Source organism: Alteromonas sp. ABM1_013 (assembly GCF_056160505.1).
Genome location: NZ_JBSWXH010000003.1, coordinates 412,961 through 436,741 on the forward strand (window position 1 = coordinate 412,961; position 23,781 = coordinate 436,741).

Here is a 23,781-nt window from a genome sequence, read left to right on the forward strand (position 1 = left end):
AGAGAGCCCATTATTCTTTGCGCGCAGTTTCATGTTATCGCTAAATCGAAGTAAATTCTATGGCTTATGTAGAATGCTAACTTTTCATAAGCCAAAGAAGCTGGAATTTGTCTTACCCCAGCATTTTTCATTGATAGAAACAGGGTTAGTTTTTATCGCCAATCCATTCAACCCGATAAAGATCACGGCGTCGGTCTAGGTAATTTCGCACCGAGCCCTCATTTTGCAGCTTAGTGAGCTTGTCGAGATCTAAGTCCACGATAAGCGTCATCTCTGTATTGGGTGTCGTCTCAGACACTATGGCATCATGGGGGAACGCGAAATCACTGGGTGAAAATACCGCAGTCTGACCATACTGAATATCCACGTTATCTACCTTAGGCAAATTACCGACGCTACCCGCAATAGCTACATAACATTCATTCTCGATAGCCCTTGCCTGTGCACAGCGGCGAACGCGTAAATAACCATTTTTTGTGTCTGTCCAAAATGGCACAAATAAAATCTGCATCTCTTGGTCAGAAAGAATGCGCGCCAGTTCTGGAAATTCCACGTCGTAACAAATTAAAACGCCGATTTTCCCGAAATCGGTATCAAAAGTCTTAAGACTATTTCCACCCTTCATAATCCAGTCTTCTTTTTCATGAGGGGTTGGATGAAGTTTGTATTGGCTTTCAATCGTTCCGTCTCGCTTACATATGTAGCTAACGTTATACAGCTGTTCCTCTTCTACCACCGGCATAGATCCGGCAATAATCGTAATATTGTACGATACGGCTAAATGAGAGACGGCAGTTAAAATTTCATCGGTATAGGTGGCTAAGTGCCAAATGGCGTCAATCGATGAATCGGACGGACTTAGGCCCATAAGCGGCGCGTTGAAAAACTCAGGGAATAAGGCCACATCGCACGAATAGTCAGAAAGTGCGTCAACGAAGTATTCAACCTGCTGAAGCAACTCTTCTACATTGTTGAAATAGCGCATCTGCCACTGAATACATCCTATGCGCGCACTCGATTTTCTGCTGGCGATTAACGAAGGTGTGCCTGGCTCGTAGTAAATGTTATGCCATTGAAGTAATGTGGCATAACCCTTTGATGCTTCATCTTCAGGAAGGTAGGCGGTCATTACTTGCTTTACTTCAAAGCCGTTTGATAGTTGAAACGTTAAAATCGGGTCGTAAATATCCTTTAGTTTTACTTGCTCGATATACTCATAAGGCGACAATTCATTGGCATAGTTTCTATAATTGGGAATGCGACCCCCAGCCATAATTGATTTTAAATTTAAGTTTCTACACAACTCTTTTCGTGCTTCGTATAGCCGTCTACCCAAACGAAGACCGCGGTATTCTGGGCAAACAATAACTTCTACGCCGTAAAGCACATCACCGTTTGGATCGTGAGTTGTGAGATAGGCATCACCGGTTATTTCATCGTAACTATGCTTATCACCAAACTGGTCGTAATCGACAATGACTGAAATGGCGAAGGCAACCACTTTGCCTTTATCTTCAATACATATCTGTCCTTCAGGAAACGTGGTGACTTGTGCTTTGTAGTTAGAGTAAGGCCAAGCGCCGCCAACGTTTGCGTATACCTTGTCCATCAACCCTTTTACATCGTTATAGTCGTCCAGTCTTAAGTTTCTTAAGTCTAGATGGTGTTCCGTTTCTTCTATTTGTGTCTGGTCTTGACTCATGGGTTACTCTTTTTGCTAATGCTTTTGATAAATACTTCTGACAAATATTTTTGATACGTACAGTGTGTATATTTCTACTTAAACGCCTTGTAATGGTTTTTTCAACTGTTAAATGTAGTCCTCGTGTTCTTTCGGTAAAGGCGAAGATAACAATTGAAGGGGGAGCTCTCTTTAGCGGAGCATACTCGTACACTGATATAAAAGATTAGCAAGAAACGTGCGAATTCTTTAGCCACCCAAACGATAAATAATTTTTCTTTTATCGACAAAAAAATAGCGCGAAGAATGTGCGATCTTTCAATTGCCACAAGGCTCAACGCCGCGTATAAGTTCGCTACTTTTTTTTACGTCCACACCTTCCTAATAATTTAACGATTAGTTAATTGCCCATAGGTAAAAAGAGTTTGATGAATAGAGAACAACTTGCGTCGTATCAGCCTCTACACGTTTTTGATGAAGCCATATTTGAAAACATCGTTGACGACTTAGTCACTACAGGCTTTTCTATTCAAAAGAATGGTTTACCTGATTTTATTACACAAGCACTTTTGACTTGCCAGCGTAAAATCTCCGAAGCTGAATATAGAAAAGCGGGCATTGGTCGCGCAGAGAATTATCACAAGGCTGAAAAAGTGAGAGGGGACGAAATTTGCTGGATTACCGGTTCTTCTGAGGAAGGAGCACTGTGGCTGTCATGGTGTGAAGCTATGCAGCAATATATAAACCGTTCGCTTTTTATGGGGCTTTTTTCGTTTGAAAGTCATTTTGCTTGTTATGAACCGGGTAAATTTTACAAGCGCCATGTAGATGCGTTTAAAGGTCAGGGCAATAGGGTGCTATCACTTGTTGCTTATCTAAACGAAAGCTGGCAGGAGACTGATGGCGGTGAATTAGTGCTGTATTCGGATGACAATGACCAAATAGGAACAAAAGTCCTACCAGCAAAAGGAACATTCGTTGTGTTTCTTAGTGAAGCATTCCCTCATGAAGTTTTGCCAGCAGTAAGAAAGCGCCATTCTGTTGCGGGATGGTACAGAGTAAACGGTAGTGTTAATGACAGCATCGACCCACCGCGCTAGTATCCAAAAACTCATACTTATGTATAATATGAATTTGCTATATATCTGTTGTGATAAAACCGTACTTGAAATTCGAGTAGTTCGAGTAGTCCGTAAAGCTTAGTGATTAGTAAACAGGCTTTGTATTTGATGGCAACTTCACAACGATAGCATAGTGTTGTCCACAATAGGCCGTCTTGACGCTATTGTGTTGCTTAGGGAAAAGATGTAAGAAGTGATTGGCTAATGCTGGAAAAAATACCTGCCCCCACCCCAAGAGAAGAGCTACATGTGCTGGTTATCGATAACCAGGGGCTAGTTCACGATGTTGTTGCTTCAGCATTACACGAAATAGGGATCAAAAACGTTAGTAGTGCATTCAACGCGTTCCATGCCAAGAGATTATGTGAGGCAAGGCAGTATGACTTTGTATTACTAGCGTTTAACGTAAGTCACGATAAAGATGGCTTTCATCTTTTTGAAGAACTTAAGCACCTCAACCACATTAACGATACCACAACGGTCATTTTTCTTAGTGCCGAGACATCGCCTGAACTTGTTAACTGTATTGTAGAACTGCAGCCGGATGATTTTTGGGTTAAACCATTACAGCGCAATAAGATTGAAGCGCGCTTAGAGTACCTAATACAAGTTCGCTTGAAACTGCATAAAATGCTGCACTGCATGCATGCTGGCGACTATTCAACGGCGATGTATTATGCTGAGCGACAACTAAAAGATCCCTCGCTTTCCGAGTACCACACCAGAATAAAACGCCTTATTGGTGACTGTCTATTGCAGTTACGGGACTATGAAACTGCAGAAGACTACTTTAGAACGCTACTTCAGAGTATGGACCACGCCTGGGTTCATATTGGTCTCACCCGTTCGTTATTGCGCCAAGATGAACTAGAAGAAGCACAGTTATTGGTTGATGATTTACTCCAGCGGCCTGATACACGCTTCTTGACCTTCGATTTGCTTGCACAATACTTCATTGAAAAAGAGCAGTTTGATATTGCTTACGAGCAAATGAAAGAGGCAAGTCGGCTTGCGCCCCGTAATATCGAGCGAAACAAACGCTTGTGGGACCTAGCCAGGCTCAACCATGATAAAGCTGGCCAGCTTTCTGCCGTGCAGAATATGGCAAAGTTTGCTAAAAATTCTATTCATGATTCGCCTCAGCTCACACTTAATGTTATTCGCTCTACCATTGATTTGGCTACAAGCTTAGGAAACGCTGAAGGTGACAAGTACCTTAAACGCGCCGAAAGTGAGCTCGATGAGCTTAGGCAGCAGAAAGGCATGCAGAATCAGCTTGCTGAGCAAATGGATGTGGTTAAGTCCCGAGTACTTTGTCTTAGAGACGAGAAACGCGAGGCTGAAAAGTTGATGAAGGATCGCTCTGTGTCTACCGATGGACTGTCAATGGAAGATAGTTTAGATAAGATGAAAGCTTTCCATGAGCTGGGCATGCGTGAACACTGTGTTAGTATTTTAGATAAACTGAGAAAGCAGATAGAAGGTGATACTTTTACCTCACAAGTGGTTAATGAGTATCTGAATCAAGAGTCTATTGAGCGTACCGAGATTCAGTTTACTACTAAAGAGCTTAAGCAGATGGCGGCTGTAAATTACAAAGAAAATCGCCTTATTCCCGCTTATAACAATTTAAGACAGGCGTTGACCTTGTCACCCAAAGACAAACAGATCGCGTTAAGCTTGCTTAAAGTCATTACTCAAATGCATTTAGACAGTGGTCTTAGTGAAGAACAAATGAACTCTGCGCAGCGTGCCGCCAAATTACTCTGTTCTGAAGAGTTATCGGCGACCCAAGCGGAAAAACGGGATCAGTATATCGCTCGAATTGGCATTGAAGTGGATGATACCAATGCGGCCGATTTAGTCGGCGTGGTTGTCGCTAAAGCGTAGTTTGGAATGTTGTCCGTTTTAAAGCTTGCGAAGCTACTATAAAGGGCTAGATAAAAGTTTAAACGCCGCTAATCATGTACACACAACGGCAAAATGAAAACCTAAAAAAAGCTGCCTTGAATTTCAAGGCAGCTTTTTTATTTTAAGAAGGGTTTAATCCTTTCTTCTGTTATTTTTTAGCAACAGTAGCACGACGGCGAAAGCCAATTGCTGCGGCTAACAGAGCAAGAATTCCTCCCATTGAGCCACCTGAGCTGTCGTTATCGTCTTCTTCATCGTCAACTACATCCGCTTGTAGATCGAAAGTTGCAACAAACGGGTCATGGTCTGAACTTCTGAATGGACCCACATTAGTGAACGCGTAGCCGTCTTCATCAGCATAATAACGAAGCGCTTGGTCGTACTGTAGCTGGTAGGCTTCAACTGAGTTGATATTCCAGTGAGCACCATCAATAGCGTCTTCAAGCATGGCTTCACTTGCTAGTACGTGGTCTAAACTACCTACTTGCTCTGTACCGTAGAACCAATATGAGAAGCCTTCTGCATCGAACTCTTCAGCTAAATTGTGATAGCCAAAGCTAGATTCAACTTCCACAGATGCACCGTCATCCATACCTGTATTTACTGCAGTGGTAATAGTGTAACCGCGATCTTCAGGTGTATAATCGGTAAGCACAGCCACAGGATCTTCAGCACTGTACGCGTTCAAGTCGCCTAAGATTATCTTACGCTCTGGCAGATTTTCATCGCTTAAAGCATTACCTAATGTGACGGCTGCCGATACGCGAAACGCGTTACAGCTACCCTGAATTGTAGTAATTTCAGACGGCTCTTCGGCAATGTCTTCAGCGCACTGCGAACCCTTAGACTTAAAATGGTTCACTGATACTAGGAACGACTTTTCACTTTCAGTGTGTACAAAAGATTGAAGAAGGCTAGGGCGCATTTGTGCAAGACTATCTTCGTCAATTTGTTGTACTGGCATATCAACAATAATAGCGTCGCCTTCTGGTGTTACTACAGATGCCTTGTATAGCAGGCCTACAGTGATAGCGTCTGTGCCAACTTCGCTACCATCGCTAGTGGCAATAAATGAGTACTGTTCAGTTTCACCTAGCTCTGTATTAATAGCATTAACTAGTGCCTGAATAGCGCTATCTTCACCGAAACCATCGTTTTCAATTTCCATTAGGCCAACAACGTCAGCATTAAGGTTAACAATAGCTTCTACGATACGACCTTGTTGCAATTCAAACGCTACTGCGTCATCTGCACCACGGTTTTCGTCATAATCGAAGGTTACATCGCCGTTAGCGTCCACTTCACCGTTGAAGTAGTTAAGCACGTTGAAAGTTGCAATTGATAAGTTGCCTTCTGTTACAACAGGGTTCGCTTCACGGGTTGAAGTGACTTCAATAATGTCGCTAGGGTTAATTCTGTAAGTACCAAAGCTGTAGTTTAGTGGACCTGCAGCAGAAACCGAATCACCAATGCGAATAGCATTAGCGTAGCTGAAAGTAGGGAAGAAACTAAGTGCATCTGGGTACTGAGAACTGCTGTTATCTTCAATTGTAAGCAGGCTTGTTTCGCTTGCTTCAACAGCGGCTGTGTAAGCATCTGACAATGGCGCTGCCACATCGCTTGGTTGGCGTTTAATTGTGTCACTAACAACGATTTCGCCATAGCGCCAAAGGTTGTTCGTGCTTGTTACTGTCGCGTCTGTCACGCTAACAACCATACCTTCAACCGATTCAAGGTCAAGTTCGTACGGCATAGCAATCTCTACCGCCGCAACAGCATCAGTTGCACCACAATCAAGTGCAGCAACATCGCTATCCATGGCAAGGGTCGTCATGCCGTAGTTTTCTTCGACTTCACCGTAAAGGCGTACTAGGTTGCCAGTTTCAACTTCAACACTGCCGTCTACGAACAAACCTTCAGATGTGTTTTCATCACCGTCGTGATCCGCTGCTTCTTCTTGTATAAAGAAACCATCAGCACGGGTGCCAGTAACGATAGCTTCGACAATATGGCTATTGCCAACTTCAGCAGAGCTACTTTCGCTGCCTTGAATGGCACTTATTAGTGTTGCATCACCGCCGCACATTCCTAGCTCAATGGCAGGCTCTTCTGGTTCTTCAATAACTTCACCACCGCCTTCAGTGGTGAAGGTGCCGGTAGGGAAGGGGCTGGCTGCATCTGCATTTGTGGTTGAACCGTCAAGCGCGTCAACACCACTGTAAGTCCAGTTAGACGCTTCAAAACTGCCGCCATTAGCCGTTTGGCCTGACGTACGGTATGCCCAACCATCTAAGTATTCCCATGCGGTGCCGCTGCCGTCGGTGTTGATATCACCAAACGTATCAATAACGCTGCCATCTTTGAAAAGCTCAATAGCATCGTCACCATTAATTCCTAATTCAGATGTATCGTAGTCTGGTGCTGAACCGAAAAACGCGGTAAACCCATCAATTTCTGATGCTACGTAGATGTAAGAGCCAGCGCTTGCAGACGTGCCAGCTGGGAAGGTGAACTCTTCTCCATCTGTTCCACCACCGTTGTTCGCTGCACCAATACCATAGGTAGATAAGTCTGCAATATCGTTAACAACGAAAAGTTCTACAGCTTTTGGAACACCGCCACTTAATGGCCCGTCAATAACGCCACTAATAACTAAATCGTTGGCTTGAATAGCGGTAGAAGAAAGTGCAGAGATTATTCCTGCAGATAGTAAAGTTAATGATGTTCTCACGTCATTTTCCCTTTGTAGTTTCATTATTTTTTAAATCACAGGTACTAGTATTTTTGTTGTAAAGTCTGCTTGAGCAGCGCACCCTGTGACGAGCAATTTTCGTATTGCTTGTTCTACCGTAGGGAAGTTTATGATTAATAGAAATAACTTAATCTTATTCAAGCTGTTTTTAAAATAGCTTAAGAAAATCAACAGTATAGGAAGTATAAGTAAACTTACTTATACTGTTAAATCACTTTTGTAGCCTTACCTAACCTTTAAATAACGCTATAGCCATTTTATGAGCGCGAATTACGTTTTTATTACATCAAGCTTCGTTTTAGTTTGATTCGAGATGACGGGAAAATAAAGCGTGATCATCAACGACTTGATCTGCATAAAGATTTGCTATTTTCACAAGCAAGTCTCTTGATTGAGAAAAGGCATTTGAGGCTGATTGGGCAAACCGCGTGCTTCTTCTATCTCCACGGCAATGCGCCAGTGCCAAGCTATAACCGCATAGTTGTGCAAAATATTCAAAGCCCCCGTTAAGGGCCTTATTGCCCATTGCAATATCTTGAGGGTCAATACCCACTTTAGCGTGATGTCTTGAGCGAATTAAATAATGAGCGTCCCTAAATTTTACCTCATCAAGAACAAGGTCCGGCTTTCTTTGCATTCGTCGTTGGCAACGTGCGGTAAGGTGGGCAGCGTTCAGACGATTGACAGGGTTAATGGTAGGGAAATAATGAATAGGTGCAGCAACGCGCTGCTGTTTAACTTCTACAATATGACAATGCGCAAAGCTCGTTTCGTTATGCGGTTTAGACGGCCCGACTAAAAAGTAATAGCGCGCCATATTTACGGAACCAGTTCCTGCGTTCAATCGTTTAACGATATCAACGATAGAATCGTCCATGTAAGGAGCAAACGCGTCGTGTGATGTTTTATACTCGTCTTCGCTCAGTGGGGCGAACTTTTCACTGTTGGATTTAAAGCCCAGCGTCGTGCCATTAAAACTCACCGCTTTAGCAAGCGCACTTTTAACCGTAAAGTCTTCACCGCCAGCACTACGGGCTTTTGCTTTTTTGTAAAGCTTTGTTAGCTTACTCGGCACATTAGCGGGACTGTAGTCTATCGCCTCGTTTAGCACTTTGGCATTCTTTACTGCTCGGTCGCAGGTGTGCACATATTCCTTTAGAAATGCATTTTGTGCACTAATAACTTGCTGATGAGTAACTACGGGTTTAGTAATTTCGATATCTTCCCCAGAATACTTACCTTCCACTATACCGCTACAGTGCAGCTGAGCAAGGCGCAATGAGGTAAGGTAGCGAAGTACGTCCCACTGCGCTTTTCCAACGCAAGCATCATCGAAGTCGTTGGGTGAAAAAATGACTGTGTCTCCGTGAGAACCTTCTTCGGTAAGAAAACCAAAATTAGAAGTATGACAGTCGCCCATCACGCTGGTAAGTGGTATAGAGTCGCATTCTTTGGGAAAATTAATCAGGCCCGCTTTGATATCTGAGTAGAATAACTGAGCGCTGCCTCGATAAAATACAAAGGGGCTGGTAGCCATCTTTATATGTTTTGGCAAGCTTCGCGATGGTTTGTGATTATCAATACGCTCAATTTCTTCTGAAATGAGGTGAATTCGGGTATTTGTCATATGTTCCTCACACTGCTTGTATTAAAGCTATAAACAGGGTTGTGTCGCGTGCCGATTAGCTAATTGATTCTATTTTCATCGTTCAATTCAATAACCTGATTAAGCGATTCATATTTACTAATTAGTTTTTTTAAGTGATGCGCGCTATTCTTATCACCAGTTTCGAGAGACATAGATTTCGCAACAAGTGAATATCTTCACAAAACTGCAAAACCATGTCGACAAAATAAACGTAAAGTTTGTATCCGCATGCATTAAGCATCTGGAAAATTTAAACCAAATGGAGAATTAAACATGGCATTGATTAATACTGCTATCAAACCTTTTAAAGCGACTGCATTTAAAGACGGCGAATTCGTAGACGTAAGCAGCGAAGACATCAAAGGTAAATGGGCAGTTTTCGTATTTTACCCAGCTGACTTCACATTTGTTTGCCCAACTGAGCTTGGCGACATCGCTGATAAGTACGAAGAACTTCAGTCTCGTGGCGTAGAAGTATTCTCAGTATCTACTGACACACACTTCACTCACAAAGCATGGCACGATTCTTCAGACACGATCAACAAGATCAAGTTTGCAATGATCGGCGACCCTACTGGCGAAATCACGCGTAACTTCGATTGCATGCGCGAAACTATGGGTCTTGCTGACCGTGCAACATTCGTTGTTGACCCAGAAGGTATCGTACAAGCAATGGAAATCACCTCTGAAGGTATTGGCCGTGACGCAGACGACCTAGTACGTAAAGTTAAAGCTGCTCAATATGTAGCAAACAACCCAGGTGAAGTTTGCCCAGCAAAATGGAAAGAAGGTGAAGAAACACTTGCACCTTCTCTTGACCTTGTAGGCAAAATCTAAGCAGCACCGCTTAGTGCCTAGCACAACAGGATAAACTGTTAGTAGAAGTGTTAGGCAGATAGTTTATAGGGAGTGGGACTCCACTCCCTGATATTAATTTCCAATTTCCGCTTATGTTGTTGACCTATTAAATGGTTGGCGGGGATCGGCGTGTCGAAAATAAGGCAGAATAACCGTGTTAACTAAAGAAATTTTACAAGCATTGAAATCATATGCTGAGTCAATGCAAAAAAACGTAACCTTTGTCGTACAGACCGGTGAACATAGCAAGCGCGAAGAGCTTGTTAAGTTTCTGTCCGACATTGCTTCAGTAAGCGAAAAACTAAACGTAGAAGAGCGTGAAACTAATGGTGAACTACGCAGTGCTATCAGCTTTTTATTAGAGGCTGACGGTGAAGATACTGGAATTCGTTTCTCAGGAATCCCGGGTGGCCATGAGTTTAATTCTCTTGTACTTGCTATGCTGCACGCAGCAGGCACTGAACTTAAGCTAGATGATAGTGTTCAAACCTTGGTTAAAGCCGTTAAAGAACCGCTTAACTTTGAAGTGTTTATTAGCTTAAGCTGTCACAACTGCCCAGAGGTCGTACAGGCACTTAATCAATTCGCTTTGATAAACCCTAACATCAAGACCGAAATGATCGACGGTGGGCTATATCAAAATCTAATTCAAGAGCGCGACATTCAAGGTGTACCTAGCGTTTACCTTAATGGCGAGCTATTCGCGAACGGTAAAGTTGATGGTTCAGTACTTATCAACAAACTTATCGAGCGCGACCCTAGCCTTAAAGAGGCAAATAAAGGCGACGCACTGCCGCTTCAAGACGTTACTGTTATTGGCGGCGGCCCAGCGGGTGTTGCGTCAGCAATTTACAGTGCACGTAAAGGCCTTAAAGTAGCCATTGTTGCTGAAACTTTCGGTGGTCAGGTAAAAGACACTATGGGCATAGAAAATTTGATCTCTGTACCCAAAACAACAGGGCCTGAACTTGTAGGTAATCTAATGGAGCACGTTCGCGATTACGACATCACGCTTAAAGAGCACGTTCGTGTCGATAGCATTGAAAAAGGTAATATCAAAACTATTACGCTTTCTTCAGGCGAGCAAATTCACACCCGTACGGTTATTGTAGCAACCGGCGCACGCTGGAGAGAACTCGGTGTTCCAGGTGAACGTGAGAACGTAGGTAATGGTGTAGCATATTGCCCGCACTGTGATGGTCCTTTCTTTAAAGGTAAAGATGTTGCAGTTATTGGTGGTGGTAACTCGGGTATTGAAGCAGCACTAGATTTGGCTGGTATCGTAAAATCAGTAACGGTATTTGAATTTATGCCAGAGCTTAAAGCGGACCAGGTACTTATCGACCAAGCTGAAAAGCGCGATAACATTACCATTATTAAAAATGCGGCTACACGCCAAATCACGGCCGAGAATGGCAAAGTGAACGCGATTGAATACCAAGACCGTTCAACCAATGAAGTCCATACACGCGAACTTTCCGGTGTATTTGTTCAAATTGGCCTTGTACCGAACAGTCAGTTCATGAAGGACACGGTAGAGATGACGCAGTATGGTGAAATCATTATTGATACTAAATGTCATACTTCTGAACCTGGTATTTTTGCTGCGGGTGACGTGACAACAGTACCTTATAAGCAAATCGTTATTTCGATGGGCGAGGGGGCTAAAGCATCACTAGCCGCCTTTGAATACCTGCTTAGCCATGAAGTGGTTGAGACTGAAGACGAGAGCGAAGCTGCATAATACATTTAGTATGTAGCATCTAACTCAAATATGTAAAAAAGCCGAACTAACTTAGTTAGTTCGGCTTTTTTGTGTGCGCTAACTTTAATTTATATCTTGGGGCTATTTTTTAATTGAAGTTGCTTCTGGTGCGCGATTTCATTCCAATTTTCACCATTAATAAGAAAACGGCATTTAAATTAAAGGTAATAATAATGATACTAGTTATCATTTGTGTGATAATTTGTTAAGTTATACATAAAGTGGTGACTATCCTTATTCTATTCAAAAAAAGGAGAGAAGCGCATCGCTTGTTTATTCATTTAAGGAATCATCATGCTTTCAGTTGCAGCAGGTGGGTTAACGTTCGCAGCCTTAGGGGTTGTTTATAAAAGCTGGCGTGAGCAAGCGTCAACTTACCTATATTTAGGTTTAGCCGTATGGCTAGTTTCGGCAGTATGCTGGTCGTTCGCCCAAGGGTGGGAGTTTGGCGTACTATATGCGTTATGTATTCCTGCAATTCTTGTCTGGCCGTTCATCGCATTAAATCAAACGTTTTTGCCACAGCCTAAAAACGTACCTCAACCGCGAAGCTTTGACTTTGCAAGAGGTACTGTATTGGCAAATGTTGCAAACTATTTCGTGGTACTGGTTGTTCTATTGATCGTTAGCGTTCTAATAACGCTCGGTGTATGCGCGCTGCTTCCATTTTCTATCGCAGGGCAGTTAGCTACTGGTACGGTTCTACTGCCAATTTTGTGGGGGCTTTTCGTTTATCACTACCTTGCCACCGCCCACAAATTAAAAGTAATTAGTGCTTACGCAGGCTTGGCCGCGCTATGCGTACCAATACTTATTTTCTTACCCATGTAGGTGAATATCAATGGATAAAATTACAAAACAAAATGCATTAAATGCACATACTTGGGTTGGTGTTTTTTTAAGTGTACTGCTTTTTTTAGTATGCCTTTCAGGAACGGTTGCCGTATTTCACCTAGAGTTCGAAAGGTGGGAGCAGCCACATATTGAAGAGATGGAGAATGTTTCTCCGCAGGCGATTGAAAAAGCTATGGATAGCTTCCTAGCTAAACATACCGAAGAGTCTCACCATCTCTTTGTTGTATTTCCTACATCCGATATTCCACGGTTGGTGGTTGAAAACGATCATGTAGCGTATTTTGCGGATAGTGAAGGTAATTTACTTGAAGAAGAAAGCGTGTCTTTCACGCAAATGCTGGTGGACTTGCATTTGTATTTAAACTTGCCGCATAGCTGGGGGATGATTTTAGTCAGTGCCCTTGGTGCCATTATATGTACCTTAGTTATTACGGGGATTATTGCCCATAAACGGATTGGCAAAGATGCATTCAAGCTGAGAAGAGGCGGTAATGGCCAGCAAGCCCAGATTGATTTGCACAACCGCTTTGGTCTGTGGGCTGCGCCCTTTCATTTAGTGATTGGCATAACAGGAACTTATTTTGGTTTGGCCGGTATTATTTTAGTGTTAGTTGCCACTGTGAACTATGGCGGCGATAGAGATGCGGTAATAAACCAAATTTTCACGCCAGACCCAGTCATCGCCCCACAAGAAGGTAAACCTGCTATTGGAAAAGCCTTCGCGCAAATGGAAACGCTCGCGCCTGAAAAGTCACCAATTTTTTTAACGGTACACGAGGTCGGCGAGCCAGAGCAGTTTATTGAGATATATGCGAAAGCGCCTAACAGGATGATTTACGCTGAAGGCTACCGTTTCGATACAGCGGGCAATTTCATTGGTGACGCTGGTTACGAAGATGGAGAATGGGGTAAGCAAATATTCTGGGCCATGTATCGTTTACATTTCGGCGACTTTGCCGGCATGACCAGCAAATGGTTGTTTTTTATTCTTGGCGTAATGCTAACTATGCTTTGCGTTTCTGGAATGGAAATTTGGCTGTCTAAAAAAGCACACCCACCTTTGGCAAGTCGGCTTTGGTATAGCATAGTCTGGGGAAGTGTCAGTGCGTTAGCCTTAACCGCGGTGGTTGATATGTTCTTTGCAGGTTCACTCATTGCAGTATTTTGGGGGTTGGTGGTGCTTAATACTGCAATGACGGTAGCAATAAAACCCTTAACTAAGCCAATCTGGTTACTAATTTCGGGGCTAAGCGTACTAGTTTTACTTATTGCTTACGTGGCTGTTCACGGCAGTGCTGCATTCACTATTTCTTCGCTACAACTAAATATTCCTATGGCGGGCTATGTCATTTGGAGCTTATATCGTTCACGCACGTTAATAAAACGCGTTAGCGCTAATCGAGCAGAAGCAAAGAATGATGGGAATGATAGTGATGCGCGGGTGAGCCAAGTTAACAGTGAAGAGGCGCGTGTTTAGAAGTTTTAAATGCGCCATGTGAGGTCTCAGTATTACATATGTAATAAGTCGGTAACTGGCTTAAATGGTCTTCGCAATGGAAACCGCCGTTGATGAGCCTGCTTTTACCAAGCGCCCCCACATTTTCATAGGTAGCGATGCTTTTGCGGACATTAAGGATTCTGCCTCGTCTTTGTGGTGCTGCTCGTCCATCTGGCATCGCTTAAACCTGTCGATGACGTTCGAAGGCGGGTTAGGTTGCATCACCAGTAGGCTACACTGTTTTTCATAATGGGTATCGACAAATTGTTCGACACAGTAAATGGTATAAAAAAACCAATTTTTGCCCAACAAGCGAGGAATAAAGCCTGTCATAAATCCAGCCCCAATCCAAAGAGGGAGAATAAAGCTCCCTCTGAAACGTGGCATTTCAGTTTCGAAAATCTCAAGGTGTTGCTTTTCAGTTTTTAAGTGCTGGTAAATAAAGCCCGTAGTTTCGCTTGCTGGACGCACTATTTTAAACAAACTTAGACTAAATTCAGCACATAGTGCGCCTCTATATATCCATACCGCGCCAGTTTCTCCAGCGTGACTTGCTCTTAGTTCTCTGTCTATCTGCTTAGCGTACGAAGCTTCGAGTGTTCTTGAATAAAATGACATGATGTACCTCTACTGCATTTTATTATGAAACGCGCGAACGTTATTTATAGATGCTACTTTACGAATTTGTAATGCTTAAAAAGCGATTTCGAGTAAAAGGTTCGGAATAGGGCATGAGTAATAGTTGACTATTCAAAAACGAAAGGGGAGTGTTGAAACTTTGCTTGGTATGGTGAAAAAACTGAACGCCTGTAAATGGGAAGCGTTTTAAAAAGGCAAAATTCTAATGAAAGTAATGTGGTTCATAGCTATATCCATCGTCCTTTACCTACTATTGTGGCCTTTACCAATAGCGCCAGTTGCTTGGCAAGCACCTGTCGATAAGGGGTTTGAAGGCAAATTTGCAAAAAACACACGACTATCTCAGTTAACGCTCGTTAACATGGGCAATGACTATGGGCCAGAAGATTTTGCCTTGAACCAAAATGGCACGTTAGCAACATCGAGTCATTCTGGCACTATTCTTTTGAAGAAGAGAGGCGAGGATACTTTTTCCCCTTGGGTAAATACGGGCGGTCGCCCTTTAGGCATTGCATATGACAATAAAGGCAACCTTGTTGTCGCTGACGCCCACCTTGGGTTACTTAAAATAAATTCAGCGGGCAAAGTCTCTGTGCTGGTTGATAAGGTAAACAATACACCTGTCGTTTATGCAGATGATGTAGATATAGCTCAAAACGGCAACATCTATTTTACCGACGCGACCACTAAATTTCCGGCACAAGGCTTTGGGGGTGCCCTTAATGCTAGCTTGCTTGAGATATTCGAACACCAAGGTAATGGCAGGTTAATCGAGTACAACCCCGACACTGGCAATAGTGTAATACTCATGGATAAGTTGGTATTCGCGAACGGTGTGGCAGTCAGTCACGATGAGCAATCGATATTGGTTAACGAAACCGGAAAATACCGTGTGCTGCGTTATTGGCTTATGGGACCAAATAAAGGTCAAGTCGACGTGCTTATTGATAACTTGCCAGGCTTTCCAGATAACATCAGCCGTGCAGATAATGGCAACTACTACATTGGCCTTGCGTCGCCGCGCTCAGCCCCTGTCGATATGCTGTCTGATAAACCATTTATTCGAAAAATGATACAGCGCCTTCCCGGTTTTATGCGTCCTCAAGGGCAGTCTTATGGGCACCTTATAGAATTAAGCGAAAAAGGTGAAATAGCACAAAGTTGGCAAGACCCTACCGGCGCTTTCCCCTTTGTGACAGGCGCGATAAAAACTGATGAGGGGCTTTTTATTAGCAGTCTCACGGCTAAAAGCGTTGGGCTATTGCCGGTGCAGCATCAGTAAATATAAAGTATGCAAGCGAGTTAGATAGAGGGAAGCGCATTGCTTTAAGTACGTGCGCGATACATATTTTCAAAGCCTTTTATATTACTTTCCCAAATAGGGACTTTTTCGCCAATATATTCACGCACTGCGTTGAAAAAAAGCAGTGTCCTTTTTGGCAGGTCACGGTGGGGATAAACGGCGTACATGCCGCTGTATTCCGCCAAGTGTGTATCCGTGACTAATGGGATCAACTCTCCTTTTGCAATTTCATCACCCAGAATAAAGCACGGACCTGCAAAGTAAGCGTCACCGGTTAGTGTTTTCATTATTAATACTTCACCATCGTTGGCGCTAAACACACTTTTCATTGGCTGAGTGCACGGATGACCTTGCTTGTTAAAATAGTGAATTTCCTTAATACGTGCGTTCGCGCTAACAAAGGTAGCTGCTGGCAGGTGCTTAAGGTCTCCAATTTTTGAGGGCATGCCGTAGGTTTTTATAAATGCGGGTGCCGCGGCAATGATCATCCTATTTTGGGCTATACGCCTGGCAATGAATGAGCCGTCTTTAGGCTCTCCCACACGAAAAGCAAGGTCGATGCCTTCAGAGACTACGTCTGCCACTTTTGAGTCTAAACGCAATTCTATGTCGACTTGGGGGTAGTCTTTTTGAAATTGATTGATAACCGGTTGCAAATAACGCCGGCCTATTAGCGGAGCCGCCGCTATTTTCAGTAGACCCGTAGGTTCACTGTGAAAGTTTTCTGCTACGGTAAAGGTATCTTGCATTAGCATTCTAAGCTCAGACGCCTTTTTTATCATTTCGCCACCGGCAGCGGTAAGAGAAATCGAACGTGTGGTTCTATTAAGTAAACGAACACCTAAATCATCTTCTAGCTTGCTAATTTGTTTTGACACTACAGAGCGATCAATCTTCCTTGATTCTGCGGCTCCCATTAGTGAGCCATGTTCAACAACGTCTAAAAATAAAAGTAATCGGCTTGCTGTGTCCATGATCGTTCTCAGTTTAATTTGTCTTTTACGGCTATCTCATCAAAGGCTTACGCCAAACTTTAATTCTTTGTTGCAAAATGGGCAACAAATTGATGTCTGAATGCGTGTTTTTAGGCATTAATTGACGCTTTATACTTGCCGCAATTTGGTACACAAAGATTGGGAGAGTGAATATGAAAGCAGCCATAACCTCAGGGGTAATAATAGCCACATTTCTGTTTTTACAGGGCTGTGGGGCGGGAAATAATGCTACAGCGGTCGAGGAAAAAATGCCTGCTGTGGATGTAGCGCCCGTTGCCGTTCTCGCTGCTCAGTCTTGGAAAACCTATACCTCTCGCCTTGAAGCGCCAGAAGTCGTTCAATTAATGCCGAGAATATCAGGCATTGTTGAGGAGGTGCGCTTTAAAGAAGGAAGTAAGGTAAGTAAAGGGGATGTGCTGTTTACTATCGATGATGAACAGTTTAAAAGTCGAGTGGAAACTATAGAGTCACAGATTGCCGGTGCTGAAGCAGCACTGGCTCAGGCTAAAAGTGAGTTTGAACGAGGAGAGCAGCTGGCCGCTACGCGGGTGCTTTCGCAAGAACAGGCCCTCGCTCGTCAATCCACTTATCATCAGCGCCAAGCTGAATTGTCTGCGTTAAAAGCGCAGCTTCACAGTGCTAAGCTCGACTTATCCTATACAAAGGTCACTGCGCCTATTTCAGGAATAGTATCTCGCGCCTTTATAACTCAGGGCAACAATGTGGTTAGCGCGCAATCCGTTCTCACTTCGATTGTTTCAGACGCAAAACGCTACGCCTATTTCGACATTGACGAGCGAACGTGGAATGCATTTTTTGCTTCTGATTCACAACCTCATTCACAGGTAGCAATGCAGTTACTTGGTGAAAGCGAATTTACACATATTGGCGACATCGACTTTGTCGATAACCAAATTGATAGTCAAACAGGTACGCTTCGCGTTCGTGCGGTGTTCGAGCAGAGCAATAACAACCTGAAAGCTGGCGCATTTGTCAGAGTGAGGCTTCCTCTAGGCGCCCCTGAAGAAAGCGTGTTTGTACCTGAGACGTCATTGGGTACTGATCTTGAAAACAAGTTTGTACTGACCCTTGATGAAAACAATGTACTGCAATATCGCAAGGTAGATATTGGTGAACGATTCGGCCAGTTCAGACAAATCAAAAATGGTTTATCAAAGGGTGAAGTCATCGCTATTCATGGCGCCGGAAGTGTTTCAAGTGGTGCTAAAGTAGCACCGAGGAAATCGCAAATCGATGTAGGGAAAAGCAGTTTGTTGGCTGCTGATTTCCCCGCTGCCAGTTTATCTGTAGCGACTACGGCTAAGCGTTAGGAAGTGCTATGAAGTTTTCACATTTTTTTATAACACGTCCAATCTTTGCTTCAATGATCTCTTTGGTGTTTGTCATTACCGGGCTTATTGCAATGAAGCAATTACCTGTTAGCGAATACCCAGCGGTTGTGCCACCAACGGTGGTCATCAATGCAAGTTACCCAGGCGCGAATCCAACGGTTATCGGGCAAACCGTAGCTACACCTATTGAGCAAGAGCTTAATGGTTTAGAAAATATGTTGTATCACTCTTCACTAGCAACTAGTGATGGAGGCTTAACAATAACTGTAACCTTTGCCTTAGGGACAGATTTAGATGTCGCGCAAGTACAGGTCCAGAATCGTGTAAGCAATGCGTTATCCCGCTTACCTGAAGAAGTGCAGCGCTTGGGGGTTACCGCTGAAAAAGCGTCTCCTAATCTCGCTATGGGCATACAGTTGTATTCGCCAGATGGCTCTCTGGATGTAAGCTACATTGCAAATTATGCCGACATGTACATTATCGACGAGCTTAAAAAGCTACCTGGCGTTGGCGACACCATGCTAAATGGCGGTGCCAAATACGCTATGCGCGTGTGGCTAGACCCTGATGCGCTTGCAAGTCGAAACATTACCGCAGGTGAAGTTTTTCAGGCTATAAGTACGCAAAATAAGCAGATTTCTGCGGGTGCATTGGGGGCACAACCTGCCCATGAATCTATTGAGTTTCAAACTTTACTTAATGTAAAAGGCCGCTTGGAAAGCATAAAAGAGTTTGAAAATATTGTACTTAAGGTTGGCGATAACGGCCAGTTAACCCGATTGGGAGACGTGGCCAGAATAGAGCTTGGCTCAGAAAACTATGCATTAAGAGCTATGTTAGACGCTGAGCCCGCAGTTGGTTTACCTGTTTTTCAGCGCCCGGGTTCAAATGCAATCGCTTTATCAGACGATGTAAGAGCAACCATGGCACGGTTAGCGCAAAATTTTCCTCCTGGAATGGAATACAATATTGCGTACGACCCCACGCTGTTTGTGCGCGGCTCGATTGATGCCGTTATTGATACCTTATTTGAAGCTATTGTCTTAGTGGTCATTGTCGTCATTTTGTTTTTACAAACATGGCGTGCATCTATCATTCCGCTGATTGCTGTTCCCGTGTCTTTAATAGGCACCTTTGCGGTAATGCACCTGCTCGGGTTATCGATTAATACTTTGTCTTTGTTTGGCCTAGTGCTCGCTATTGGTATTGTGGTTGATGATGCGATTGTTGTGGTTGAAAACGTCGAGCGAAACATTGAAGCTGGCTACGATCCGCTAACCGCAACTAAGCGTGCTATGTCTGAGGTCAGTGGACCCATTATCGCTATTGCCTTTGTGCTTTGTGCGGTATTTATCCCCACGGCTTTTATTACCGGTGTAACCGGTCAATTCTACAAACAGTTTGCCGTAACCATAACCATATCAACCATTATATCTACCATTAATTCACTTACGTTGTCCCCTGCGTTATCGGCGCTGTTGTTAAAAGGTCACGATGCACCGGACGATAAAATTACCCTGTTCCTTAATCGTTTACTTGGGAAAAGGTTGTTTACGCCATTCAATAGAGTATTTGACAAAAGTGCGAAGTATTATGAGGCTTTTGTCGGCAAATTATTGGGTAAACGCGGTGCGGTAATGGTGGTGTACGTTGCATTGTTAAGTGCAACTGGGGCTTTATTTTCTTCTATTCCCGGGGGCTTTATTCCCCAGCAAGACAAACAGTATTTAATCGCAATTGCACAGCTGCCTGATGCGTCTAGCCTCGACAGAACTGAAGACGTCGCCGTAGAAATGCAAAAAATTGCGTTAGACGTACCTGGGGTGCTGAATACTGTAGCGTTTCCGGGGCGCTCCATAAACGGACCAAGTAACAGCCCAAATAGTGCAATGGTGTTTGTTCCTCTTGAAGACTTTAATAAGCGTCAGAGCGAGGATATGACGGCGTCGGCAATTGCGGCGAAACTTAACAAGGCGTATGCCGATATTGACGAAGCATTTGTCGCAGTGTTTACACCGCCGCCGATACTTGGGTTAGGCTCTACCGGAGGATTTAAACTGCAGTTAGAGGATAGGGGAAACGTGGGTTTTGAGAAAATGTTTGCCACGCTTCAAGAGGTTATAAAAGTGGGTAACGAAAACCCGGCGCTAAGCGGCTTATTTTCCAGTTTCCGTATTCAAGTGCCCCAAATGAATTTAACAATCGACCGGGAGCAAGCGCTTATACAGGGTATAGATTTAGAGGCACTTTTTACAACGCTGCAGGTTTATTTGGGCTCTGCTTACATAAATGACTTCAACATGTTTGGGCGCACTTATCAGGTAACTGCACAGGCAGACAGTCAATTTAGAGAGCGTGAGGAACAAATACTTAGGCTTGAAGTTAAAAATGCCCAAGGAAATATGGTGCCTTTAGGCTCAGTTGTCTCGGTGGAACCCATTACCGCGCCAGATCGCGTTCAACATTACAACGGATACATTAGCGCCGAATTAAACGGTAGCCCAGCACCAGGGTATAGCTCTGACCAAGGAAAGGCGGCAATAGAGGCAGTGTTAACTGAGGTCTTGCCAGCGGGTATTGATTATGAGTGGACGGATATGACCTACCAGCAAATACTAGCCGGTAATACTATGGTCTTTGTGTTTCCTCTTATTATTATTTTCGTATTCATGGTGCTGGCCTCTCAGTATGAGAGCTTACGCTTACCGTTAGCCATCATCATGATAGTGCCAATGACAATATTATCCGCATTGTTTGGTGTATTTATTTTGGGTGGTGATAATAATATATTTACCCAAATAGCGTTGGTCGTCTTAGTGGCGCTTGCCTCTAAGAACGCCATACTTATGGTGGAATTTGCAAGGGAGAAGCAAATGGACGGTATGCATTATATGGACGCAATTATCGCCGCCTGCCGTCAGCGATTACGCCCAATTTTAATGACGTCGTTCGCGTTTACCGCAGGCGTAGTTCCGCTTGTGTTAGCCAGTGGTGCAGGCGCGGAAATGCGTCATGCGATGGGTAACGCAGTGTTTTTCGGCATGATTGGCGTTACGGTGTTTGGATTAATATTTACGCCTGTGTTTTACGCGCTTTTAGCTAAAAAACACTGACCTAGCGCTTGGCTTAAGGGCAGTGCCACGCCCTTAAGCTAACGTTCGTTGATTTTACAATTAGAAACATTTTAAACTTTTGTTATGTAGTTAGGTTTATAAGGATATGTCATTATCGGCTATGCTATTGTTTGAGTATTGAGCTGTAGGCCTTAGTTAGCCATTTACAATAAGGACATGTTAGAACTATGAAAGCGTATGTGTATTCTTCAGTTGCATTAGCGGTGACGATTTCTCTATTAGCAGGGTGTGGGGGAGGTGGTGGATCATCTAATTCCTCGCCAGTAGCTACAACACCAACGACTCCCATTACCTCTGAGCCTGAGTGGGAAGCCGGTGTCTATGAGCCACAATCTGACTTCATCGCCAAATGTGAAACGCCAAGAACTGGTATCGACCCTTTTACGGGAAGTGCTTATCCAGATACCCAAGGTACCGCAATGGATGAAAAGCTTTGGCTGCGTTCTTGGACTAACGACACCTACTTATGGTATGACGAAGTAGACGACAACGACCCAGAAAACTTTTCAGTATTGGCATACTTCGACCAGTTAAAAACCAATGAATTAACGCCAAGCGGCACGCCTAAAGACAATTTTCATTTTTCACAAGACACTGCTGAATATAACGAGCTATCTCAATCTGGCATATCGTCAGGTTTTGGTTTTGATTGGGAATTTGGCTCAAACACGGTACCAAGAGAGCTAACGGTGCGGTTCACAGAGCCTGGTTCACCCGCTGCTGCAGCGAATGTGCCGCGAGGCGCTAAGGTTGTGAGTATTAACGGCGTTGATTTTGTTAACGATAATACTCAGCAAGGTGTAAACGCGCTAAACGATGGATTGTTTCCTGATGACGCGGGAACGACTACGAGCTTTGAGTTTGAGCTGATTGACGGTACGACTATGTCTGTAGATATAACTTCTGCTGATGTGAGCGTAACACCGGTTCAAAACGTTAAGGTGTTCGATACCGAAAACGGTAAAACAGGTTACTTCCAATTTAATACCTTCATTGTTACTGCGCAAGAAGGGCTGATAGACGCGTTCGATACATTTGTTGAGCAGAATGTAACCGAGTTAGTCATGGATCTGCGTTACAACGGTGGGGGACGTTTGGCGTTAGCTTCTCAGCTTTCTTATATGGTAGCGGGTCCAAATCAAACGAACAACGCTACGTTTGAAACTTTGCAATTTAACGACAAGAACCCAACGACCGACCCGATTACTGGTGAGACCATTCGTCCTACGCCGTTTTACAGCAATGTTATCGATTACAACGCCGGACGACTTACCGATACTTTACTGCCGAGCCTTTCGCTGACTCGTGTTTACGTAATTTCAACAGATGCTACCTGTTCAGCCAGTGAAGCGGTAATGAATGCTCTTCGCGGTATAGACGTTGAGGTAGTACAAATAGGCTCTACAACATGTGGTAAGCCTTATGGTTTCTATCCTACGGACAACTGTGGTGAAACTTACTTCAGTATTCAGTTCCAAGGCGTGAACAATAAAGGCTTCGGTGATTATGCCGACGGCTTTATGCCAACCAGCACTCCAAACTTTGATTTTGAACTGCCAGGATGTGAAGTTGAAGATGACTTTACCGCAAGCTTGGGCGACCCAAATGAAGGTATGTTGTCTGCAGCACTAGAATTTGCAGCCACAGGCGCGTGCCCTGAAGTGGTATCGGGCAACGGCACGGCTGATGTAAACGCACTGCGCAGTAATCAAAGCGCGCTAGTGGGTGAAAAGCTTATTCCTATCGATACGCCTGAAAAGCGCAGAGAAAACTTTATTTTACACAACAAGATTAATCAGCCCGTTATCGAGGAACAAGAATGATGGCTCTATTCGGTAAAGGCAAAAGCAAAGGGCTGCCAGCTGCGGCCCTTGCTATAGCGCTATCATCGGCTATTGGTTGCGCTGCGACTAAGGAGGCTGAGTTGCATAAAGCAATCACTAACAGCACGAGTGCAAGCCAAAAGCAAACTATTGAAGACACCATCAGCAAATGGTTTGGTGGTATACCCATCACTGTTGCTGATAATGTGTTTAGCAAAGCTTCAAACATTACAATTGAACGTAAAGCGAAGGTAGAGAGCAGGGGGTTACCCGTTGAAGGAAGGCATGACAACCCTGTGTACAGCTTTACGTTACTGAGTGATGGCAAGCACTGCTTGCTGCGAAATGATCAAACTGGTGAACTTGCTAAACTTGAAAATGTGGAGTGCTACCCAAATCACGACTGAATGTAAACGTATAGCTTGGGTACATATAGGTTGGATACA

At 43.8% G+C, this 23,781-nt stretch carries 16 protein-coding genes; 11 read left to right on the forward strand and 5 right to left on the reverse strand.

The features are described 5' to 3' along the window. Window positions 1–145 precede the first annotated feature (145 nt). Window positions 146–1,702, reverse strand: a complete 1,557-nt coding sequence (locus ACXAGK_RS10185; RefSeq protein WP_118495164.1) for a carbon-nitrogen hydrolase family protein — start codon at window positions 1,700–1,702, stop codon at window positions 146–148. Window positions 1,703–2,109: 407 nt separating this feature from the next. Between ACXAGK_RS10185 and ACXAGK_RS10190 the strand changes: the two genes are divergently transcribed. Both ACXAGK_RS10190 and ACXAGK_RS10195 read left to right on the forward strand, forming a co-directional pair. Next, window positions 2,110–2,781: a 2OG-Fe(II) oxygenase gene (locus ACXAGK_RS10190; RefSeq protein WP_474856118.1), complete on the forward strand. Its 672-nt coding sequence runs from the start codon at window positions 2,110–2,112 to the stop codon at window positions 2,779–2,781. 225 nt (window positions 2,782–3,006) lie between these two features. Then, complete coding sequence (locus ACXAGK_RS10195; protein WP_474856120.1) at window positions 3,007–4,692, forward strand: response regulator; 1,686 nt, start codon at window positions 3,007–3,009, stop codon at window positions 4,690–4,692. Window positions 4,693–4,861: 169 nt separating this feature from the next. Here the strand turns inward: ACXAGK_RS10195 and ACXAGK_RS10200 are convergent, their stop codons facing one another. Next, complete coding sequence (locus ACXAGK_RS10200) at window positions 4,862–7,444, reverse strand: ExeM/NucH family extracellular endonuclease (RefSeq protein WP_474856122.1); 2,583 nt, start codon at window positions 7,442–7,444, stop codon at window positions 4,862–4,864. A 319-nt stretch (window positions 7,445–7,763) separates the two neighbouring features. Next, window positions 7,764–9,092, reverse strand: coding sequence for a DUF2252 family protein (locus ACXAGK_RS10205; protein WP_474856124.1), 1,329 nt, complete (start codon window positions 9,090–9,092; stop codon window positions 7,764–7,766). Between the two features lie 300 nt (window positions 9,093–9,392). Between ACXAGK_RS10205 and ahpC the strand changes: the two genes are divergently transcribed. From ahpC to ACXAGK_RS10225, 4 genes are all read left to right on the forward strand, one after another. Next, window positions 9,393–9,950, forward strand: a complete 558-nt coding sequence (ahpC, locus tag ACXAGK_RS10210) for an alkyl hydroperoxide reductase subunit C (protein WP_461851522.1) — start codon at window positions 9,393–9,395, stop codon at window positions 9,948–9,950. Window positions 9,951–10,125: 175 nt separating this feature from the next. After that, window positions 10,126–11,715, forward strand: coding sequence for an alkyl hydroperoxide reductase subunit F (gene ahpF, locus ACXAGK_RS10215; RefSeq protein ID WP_474856126.1), 1,590 nt, complete (start codon window positions 10,126–10,128; stop codon window positions 11,713–11,715). A gap of 315 nt (window positions 11,716–12,030) precedes the next feature. Beyond that, a complete protein-coding gene (locus ACXAGK_RS10220) occupies window positions 12,031–12,567 on the forward strand; it encodes a hypothetical protein (RefSeq protein WP_474856128.1) in 537 nt (178 codons plus the stop codon). Between the two features lie 10 nt (window positions 12,568–12,577). Beyond that, the gene (locus ACXAGK_RS10225) at window positions 12,578–14,068 is read left to right on the forward strand and encodes a PepSY-associated TM helix domain-containing protein (RefSeq protein ID WP_474856130.1); all 1,491 of its coding nucleotides are present in this window, start codon (window positions 12,578–12,580) and stop codon (window positions 14,066–14,068) included. Window positions 14,069–14,128: 60 nt separating this feature from the next. Here the strand turns inward: ACXAGK_RS10225 and ACXAGK_RS10230 are convergent, their stop codons facing one another. Further along, window positions 14,129–14,707, reverse strand: a complete 579-nt coding sequence (locus ACXAGK_RS10230; protein WP_474856132.1) for a demethoxyubiquinone hydroxylase family protein — start codon at window positions 14,705–14,707, stop codon at window positions 14,129–14,131. A gap of 226 nt (window positions 14,708–14,933) precedes the next feature. Here ACXAGK_RS10230 and ACXAGK_RS10235 point away from each other — a divergent pair, with 226 nt between their 5' ends. Continuing rightward, window positions 14,934–16,010 carry an SMP-30/gluconolactonase/LRE family protein gene (locus ACXAGK_RS10235; protein ID WP_474856134.1) on the forward strand — a complete coding sequence of 359 codons (1,077 nt, stop codon included), beginning with the start codon at window positions 14,934–14,936 and terminating at the stop codon, window positions 16,008–16,010. Between the two features lie 44 nt (window positions 16,011–16,054). Here the strand turns inward: ACXAGK_RS10235 and ACXAGK_RS10240 are convergent, their stop codons facing one another. After that, the gene (locus tag ACXAGK_RS10240; RefSeq protein ID WP_474856136.1) at window positions 16,055–17,005 is read right to left on the reverse strand and encodes a LysR family transcriptional regulator; all 951 of its coding nucleotides are present in this window, start codon (window positions 17,003–17,005) and stop codon (window positions 16,055–16,057) included. Between the two features lie 173 nt (window positions 17,006–17,178). On the opposite strand from ACXAGK_RS10240, the gene ACXAGK_RS10245 reads away from it, so the two are divergent. The 4 genes from ACXAGK_RS10245 (at window position 17,179) to ACXAGK_RS10260 (ending at window position 23,742) form a co-directional block, all read left to right on the forward strand. Further along, window positions 17,179–18,357, forward strand: a complete 1,179-nt coding sequence (locus ACXAGK_RS10245; RefSeq protein ID WP_474856138.1) for an efflux RND transporter periplasmic adaptor subunit — start codon at window positions 17,179–17,181, stop codon at window positions 18,355–18,357. A gap of 8 nt (window positions 18,358–18,365) precedes the next feature. Further along, entirely contained in the window at window positions 18,366–21,491 is a 3,126-nt protein-coding gene (locus ACXAGK_RS10250; protein ID WP_474856140.1) for an efflux RND transporter permease subunit, read from the forward strand. A gap of 188 nt (window positions 21,492–21,679) precedes the next feature. Further along, window positions 21,680–23,335 carry a S41 family peptidase gene (locus tag ACXAGK_RS10255; RefSeq protein ID WP_474856142.1) on the forward strand — a complete coding sequence of 552 codons (1,656 nt, stop codon included), beginning with the start codon at window positions 21,680–21,682 and terminating at the stop codon, window positions 23,333–23,335. After that, on the forward strand, window positions 23,332–23,742 hold the full coding sequence (locus tag ACXAGK_RS10260; protein ID WP_474856144.1) for a hypothetical protein: 411 nt from the start codon (window positions 23,332–23,334) through the stop codon (window positions 23,740–23,742). The genes ACXAGK_RS10255 and ACXAGK_RS10260 overlap by 4 nt, the downstream gene beginning before the upstream one ends. Window positions 23,743–23,781: the final 39 nt, after the last annotated feature.